The organism is Kitasatospora papulosa, assembly GCF_000717245.1.
GTDB lineage: Bacteria > Actinomycetota > Actinomycetes > Streptomycetales > Streptomycetaceae > Streptomyces > Streptomyces papulosus.
The window spans coordinates 1-6744 of record NZ_JNYQ01000041.1 but is presented as its reverse complement, the minus strand read 5'-3'; the positions used below and the strand labels follow the sequence as shown (position 1 = coordinate 6744).

The window sequence follows — 6744 nt, the reverse complement described above, 5'->3', positions numbered from 1 at the left end:
ACCCGATCTACCCAGAAATTTTCCTCACCGATGGTCAGCGTGTCTCCACGCCGCAGCTGCCGCACCTCATCAGTCCGGACAAACAGGGACGGGCTGGAGCCTTCAACGCGCACGCCCTGTCCGGCATAGCTGATATTTTCAGGGTCATCAAAAACACCACGTATCACCGCACCTGACTGCTCACCGGATGTAATGGTGGCTGACGTTCCCATGTACCCGCGTATCGTTTCATCGGCGCGGGCAATGGCAGCATCGAACAGGTTATCGAAATCAGCCACAGCGCCTCCCGTTATTGCATTCTGGCCAGGCCGCGCTCTGTCATTTCGGCTGCCACACCGGCAGAGACACGAAACGCCGTTCCCGGCAGCACAAATGCCACAGGTTCATCCCGCGTGGCGTGAAGTGCATCAGTATGCAGCTTCACCAGTGCCACGACCGTGACCAGTTCAGACGTATCCAGAATCACGGTATCCGGCTGCGCTGATCCCACCTCATTTTCATGTCCGGTCAGCACATTTTCCCGGCTGAGAGGGGTGTCCTGACCGGCAGTTTCATCCGTGTCATCAAGCTCCTCTTTCAGCTCTGCCACACGGAGCGCCAGTTCTTCTTTCGTCCCCGTCAGGCTGACATCACGGTTCAGTTGTTCACCCAGCGAGCGGAGACGGGCAATCAGTTCATCTTTCGTCATGGACTCCTCCACAGAGAAACAATGGCCCCGAAGGGCCATGATTACGCCAGTTGTACGGACACGAACTCATCAGGGTCAGCCAGCAGCATCAGCGGTGCTGACTGAATCATGGTGAACTCACGCGCCGGATCGCCGGTGGTCACCCAGTTTTTCGGGTAACGGGCAGAGGCGTTAATGCCTTCGCGCTGTGCGTCCGCATCCTGAATGCAGCCATAGGTGCGCAGACCGCGTGCCTGAGTGTTCCCCAGCACCATCGTGTTGTCCGGCAGGAAGTTCTTTTTGACGCCGTTTTCCACGTACTGTCCGGAATACACGACGATGGCCACATCGCCATACATCCCCTTATAGGACACCGCTTTGCCCAGGTCTTTCACCGCTGTCTCCAGCTCGGAATTAGAGCCACGACGGGTATCCAGCTTCTCCTTGACGGCTTTGAAGGAACGGAACAGCGCCCAGCCTTTCGGATCGAACACGATGATATTCACCACACCGCTGGCGTTCAGCGCGTAGGCTTCGATATCGTCGGTCGGGTCATACGTGGACTTGTCACGCTTGCTCCACTCCGTGCCGCCGGACTGCGTGATGTTATTCTCCTCACTGCGGCCCATATCCACCTCAACCGGATCGAAGGCTTCACCGGTCATGGTGTATTTGCCCTTAAGCACGGCAGAAACTGCCTGCATCTCTTCGACCTGAGCAATGGCCAGCTCTTCGTCACGCATGTTCTGCATGATGATGCGACGGCGGCGGTAAGCCGGGTCCGCCAGATTCTGCGGATCTTCATCCGGCAGGCGACGCAGGGTCATCTGCGGATTCACTTCATGCTTCGGCTTGACATATCCCGGCGTAAATTCAGAGGTGGAGCCGCCACGGGAACGGATAACCTCACCGGAAACAATCGGCGAAACGTACAGCGCCATGTTTACCAGTCCCGGAATTTGTGAGAGATAGACTTTCTCCGTGGTGAAGGGATAGCTCTCACGGAAAAAGAGACGCAGAAACAGCGGATCAAACTTAAATTTCTGCTCATTTGCCGCCAGCAGTTGGGCGGTTGTGTACATCGACATAAAAAAATCCCGTAAAAAAAGCCGCACAGGCGGCCTTTAGTGATGAAGGGTAAAGTTAAACGATGCTGATTGCCGTTCCGGCAAACGCGGTCCGTTTTTTCGTCTCGTCGCTGGCAGCCTCCGGCCAGAGCACATCCTCATAACGGAACGTGCCGGACTTGTAGAACGTCAGCGTGGTGCTGGTCTGGTCAGCAGCAACCGCAAGAATGCCAACGGCAGCACCGTCGGTGGTGCCATCCCACGCAACCAGCTTACGGCTGGAGGTGTCCAGCATCAGCGGGGTCATTGCAGGCGCTTTCGCACTCAATCCGCCGGGCGCGGTTGCGGTATGAGCCGGGTCACTGTTGCCCTGCGGCTGGTAATGGGTAAAGGTTTCTTTGCTCGTCATAAACATCCCTTACACTGGTGTGTTCAGCAAATCGTTAACGGCATCAGATGCCGGGTTACCTGCAGCCAGCGGTGCCGGTGCCCCCTGCATCAGACGATCCAGCGCAGTGTCACTGCGCGCCTGTGCACTCTGTGGTGCTGCGGCCAGAATGCGGCGGGCCGTTTTCACGGTCATACCGGGGGTTTCTGCCAGCACGCGTGCCTGTTCTTCGCGTCCGTGAGCCTCCTCACAGTTGAGGATCCCCATAATGCGGCTGTTTTCTGCCGCAACCGCTGCGGTGATCTGCGCGTTCACGTCCGGCTGCGCCGCGCTGGCGTTCTCGCCCTCCGTCGCTGGCACCACGTCAGTAACGTCAGCCTGCGAAGCAGTGGCTGAAACAGTTGTTGATTGAGTCTCTTTGGTCATTCGCCCTCCTGAGAGACGGGATTTACGTGCATCCAGTGCATCACGCATGACGGTGATCGCATCGGTGCTGTTAACAAGTTCATCAGCCAGTCCGGCATCAATGGCCTCCTGACCGCTGTACACTGCAGCCTCGGTATCCAGCACAACCTGCACGGACAGGCCGGTATATGCCGACACCTTCTGCGCAAACATCTGGCGGGTTGCGTCCATCCGGGACTGCAGTGTCTCCCGGACGTCATCCGGAAGATGGCTGTAGGGGTTGCCATCCACCTTATGGCTGCCGCTGTAAATCAGCGTGATTTCCACACCCTGTTTCTCCAGCGCAGCACCGTAATTACTGTGAGCCATCATGACGCCGATGGAGCCTGTCCGGGCGGTCTGCGTGACCAGACGCCGGGAGGCGGCACTGGCAAGCAACTGACCTGCACTGCAGTTCATGTCGTTGGCAAGCGCCCATACCGGTTTTATGTCACGCACACGGGCGATGATGTCAGCGCAGTCAAATGCCCCCGCCACCATCCCGCCGGGCGTGTCCATATCGAGCAGAATGCCGTCCACCATCGGATCGCTGGCAGCCTGTTGCAGACGGGCGATAATGCCGTTGTAACCGGTCATCCCCGAGTACGGCTGCAGCGCCCGCGTCCGGCTGACCAGCGTGCCGGACACCGGCAGCACGGCGATGCCGTTCATGACCTGATAACTGCGGGCCTGTCGTGGTCCGTCATCATCACCGGATAATGCCAGCGTCGCGAGTGCCTCCTGGGCAGTCAGGCTGTCGCCGGACACCGCATCCGTCAGGCTGCTGATCCCAAGCTGGCCTGCAAGCGCACAAAAGAAAACCCGCGCATAGGCGGGTTCAAGCATCAGCGGCTCATTAAAGGCCATGCTGGCAATATGCGGGAGATTACGCAGCTCTGCTGTCACTCTTCTCCTCCTCTGTTGATTGTCGCAGCCCGGATTCAAATGCTGCAGCCGCCCAGGCGGGCGGTTTAAGACCGGCTGCACGGCGCTCCATCGTTTCACGGACCTGCTGGGCAAAAATTTCCTGATAGTCGTCACCGCGTTTTGCGCACTCTTTCTCGTAGGTACTCAGTCCGGCTTCTATCAGCATCACCGCTTCCTGAACTTCTTTCAGACCATCGATGGCCATACGACCGGAGCCTATCCAGTCGCAGTTCCCCCAGGCACTGCGGGCTTCCTGAAAACTGAAGCGCGCTTTTGAAGGTAACGTCACCACGCGGCGAACGATGGCCTCTTCCAGCCAGCACAGAAACATCTGGCTCGCCTGACGGGATGCGACGAATTTTCGCCGCCCCATAAAGTACGCCCACGACTCGTTCGCACTGGCCCGTGCCGTGGAGTAGCTCATCTGGGCGTAATTCCGGGAAAGCTGCTCATACGAGACACCCAGCCCGGCAGCGATATACCGCAGCAGTGACTGCTCAAACACGGAGTAGCCGTTATCCGTATCCTGAGCCGTCTGCAGGTTCAGTGAGTCACCCGGCATCAGGTGCGGTACTTTTGCGCCTCCCAGCCGGACCGGCGCTGCGGCGTAATACGCGGCAATTTCACCAATCCAGCCGGTCAGCCTTTCCCGCTGCTCCTGACTGTTCGCGCCCAGAATAAAATCCATCGCTGACTGCGTATCCAGCTCACTCTCAATGGTGGCGGCATACATCGCCTTCACAATGGCGCTCTGCAGCTGCGTGTTCTGCAGCGTGTCGAGCATCTTCATCTGCTCCATCACGCTGTAAAACACATTTGCACCGCGAGTCTGCCCGTCCTCCACGGGTTCAAAAACGTGAATGAACGAGGCGCGCCCGCCGGGTAACTCACGGGGTATCCATGTCCATTTCTGCGGCATCCAGCCAGGATACCCGTCCTCGCTGACGTAATATCCCAGCGCCGCACCGCTGTCATTAATCTGCACACCGGCACGGCAGTTCCGGCTGTCGCCGGTATTGTTCGGGTTGCTGATGCGCTTCGGGCTGACCATCCGGAACTGTGTCCGGAAAAGCCGCGACGAACTGGTATCCCAGGTGGCCTGAACGAACAAGATAGCGCCAGCTTGGGCGATGACTGAGCCGGAAAAAAGACCCGACGATATGATCCTGATGCAGCTGGATGGCGTTGGCGGCATAGCCGTTATTGCGTACCAGATCGTCTGCGCGGGCATTGCCACGGGTAAAGTTGGGCAACAGGGCTGCATCCACACTTTCACTCGGTGGGTTCCACGACCGCAACTGCCCTCCAAATCCGCTGCCACCGCCGTGATAACCGGCATATTCGCGCAGCGATGTCATGCCGTCCGGCCCCAGAAGGGTGGGAATGGTGGGCGTTTTCATACATAAAATCCTGCAGGTCCCCTGCGTCGCTGTGTCATGCCGGTCTGCACTTCCAGCTCTGCAATATATTTTTTCAGGTCAGACACGGAAGTGGCCGTAAACTCCACCCTTCGTCCGTCTTTCTGTACTGTTGCCACCCGTTTACCTGTCATCAGGTCATGCAGTGCCGCACGGGCAGCGGCAAGTTCTTCCTGTCGCGTCATTCATCCTCTCCGGATAAGGCACGGGCGTAATCTGCCAGTGTTTTCTTGTTGGTTGCTGCACCATCCTCTTCCTGCAGGCTCGCCAGCAGCGCACTGAGATCCAGCTGCCAGCGGGAAATACTGATGCGCAGCGCCGCCAGCGCATAAACGAAGCAGTCGAGTGCCTCATTGCGTCGCTTTTTGCTGTCCCACAGTATTTTTTTCCTGCCATCCACCCATTTTTCGACCTGCTCTTCAGCAGTCAGCTGCTGCGCTTCGGTCAGATCAAAAATATCCGGGTTATTCGGGAAGTGAACGGCACCGGGAAGCGGTTCATCCCCTTCCGGCGTCAGTGTGAAGCGGTTATAAATCTGCTCTTTCGCGGTATCCGTACCGATTTCGGTAAGGTAAACCCCGTTTTTGTTTCGCTTACGTGGCATGCTGGCCACCGGCTTTCCGTAGACGGATGCCCCTTTAATGGGGATCACCCGGAACAGCCCATGTTTTTTCGAGCGTTCATACACAATGGTCGGGTCAATCCCGCCAGTATCCCAGCAGATACGGGATATCGACATTTCTGCACCATTCCGGCGGGTATAGGTTTTATTGATGGCCTCATCCACACGCAGCAGCGTCTGTTCATCGTCGTGGCGGCCCATAATAATCTGCCGGTCAATCAGCCAGCTTTCCTCACCCGGCCCCCATCCCCATACGCGCATTTCGTAGCGGTCCAGCTGGGAGTCGATACCGGCGGTCAGGTAAGCCACACGGTCAGGAACGGGCGCTGAATAATGCTCTTTCCGCTCTGCCATCACTTCAGCATCCGGACGTTCGCCAATTTTCGCCTCCCACGTCTCACCGAGCGTGGTGTTTACGAAGGTTTTACGTTTTCCCGTATCCCCTTTCGTTTTCATCCAGTCTTTGACAATCTGCACCCAGGTGGTGAACGGGCTGTACGCTGTCCAGATGTGAAAGGTCACACTGTCAGGTGGCTCAATCTCTTCACCGGATGACGAAAACCAGAGAATGCCATCACGGGTCCAGATCCCGGTCTTTTCGCAGATATAACGGGCATCAGTAAAGTCCAGCTCCTGCTGGCGGATGACGCAGGCATTATGCTCGCAGAGATAAAACACGCTGGAGGGGTCATCCGGCGTCCATTTGAGGCCAAACGGCGTCTCTTTGTCGCCAAATTTAAGATACTGCTCCTCCCCGCAATGCGGGCAGGCAACATGAAAACGCATAAAATGCGGGGATTCACTGGCTGCACGCTCAATCTGACAGGTGCCTCTCACTTTTGGCGTGGAGCCACGGATGGACTTTGGCCAGACCGAGCCTTCAATACGCTTGTCACCCAGGAACGTCGGAGAGCCTTCCTGTTCAATATCATCATCAAAAGCAGCAAGTTCATCATAACCCGCCACATCCACCGACTTTTCACGGTAGTTTTTTGCCGCTTTACCGCCCAGGCACCAGAAGCCACGCCCATTAGTGAAACGCTTCATGGTGAGCGTGTTATCCCGGTGCTTTTTGCCATACCACGGGGCCAGCGCCAGCAGCGACGGAATATCACGAATAGTCGGCTCAACGTGGGTTTTCATAAAGTTCTCGGCATCACCATCCGTCGGCAACCAGATAAGGGTGTTGCGCTGCTTATGCTCTATAAAGT

General features: G+C 57.1%; 7 protein-coding genes and 1 pseudogene. All 8 read right to left on the bottom strand.

From position 1 onward, the window contains the following. Window positions 1-278: head-tail joining protein (locus tag IA22_RS36005; RefSeq protein ID WP_081889927.1), on the bottom strand; the 278-nt coding region annotated here is incomplete at its 3' end. 11 nt (window positions 279-289) lie between these two features. Continuing rightward, window positions 290-688: a DNA-packaging protein FI gene (locus IA22_RS36000; protein WP_000158919.1), complete on the bottom strand. Its 399-nt coding sequence runs from the start codon at window positions 686-688 to the stop codon at window positions 290-292. Between the two features lie 41 nt (window positions 689-729). Next, on the bottom strand, window positions 730-1755 hold the full coding sequence (locus IA22_RS0133485) for a major capsid protein (protein ID WP_000063280.1): 1026 nt from the start codon (window positions 1753-1755) through the stop codon (window positions 730-732). A 55-nt stretch (window positions 1756-1810) separates the two neighbouring features. Continuing rightward, on the bottom strand, window positions 1811-2143 hold the full coding sequence (locus IA22_RS0133480; protein ID WP_001297109.1) for a head decoration protein: 333 nt from the start codon (window positions 2141-2143) through the stop codon (window positions 1811-1813). Window positions 2144-2152: 9 nt separating this feature from the next. Beyond that, window positions 2153-3472, bottom strand: a complete 1320-nt coding sequence (locus tag IA22_RS0133475) for a S49 family peptidase (protein WP_000123343.1) — start codon at window positions 3470-3472, stop codon at window positions 2153-2155. Continuing rightward, a pseudogene (locus tag IA22_RS34650) lies at window positions 3453-4851 on the bottom strand (phage portal protein). Before IA22_RS34650 ends, IA22_RS0133475 begins: the two are co-directional and overlap by 20 nt. Before the next feature lie 38 nt (window positions 4852-4889). After that, window positions 4890-5096, bottom strand: a complete 207-nt coding sequence (locus tag IA22_RS35995) for a phage head-tail joining protein (protein ID WP_000198149.1) — start codon at window positions 5094-5096, stop codon at window positions 4890-4892. Continuing rightward, on the bottom strand, window positions 5093-6744 hold a 1652-nt coding region (locus IA22_RS35990), incomplete at its 5' end, for a phage terminase large subunit family protein (protein WP_106973289.1). The genes IA22_RS35995 and IA22_RS35990, both read right to left, overlap by 4 nt.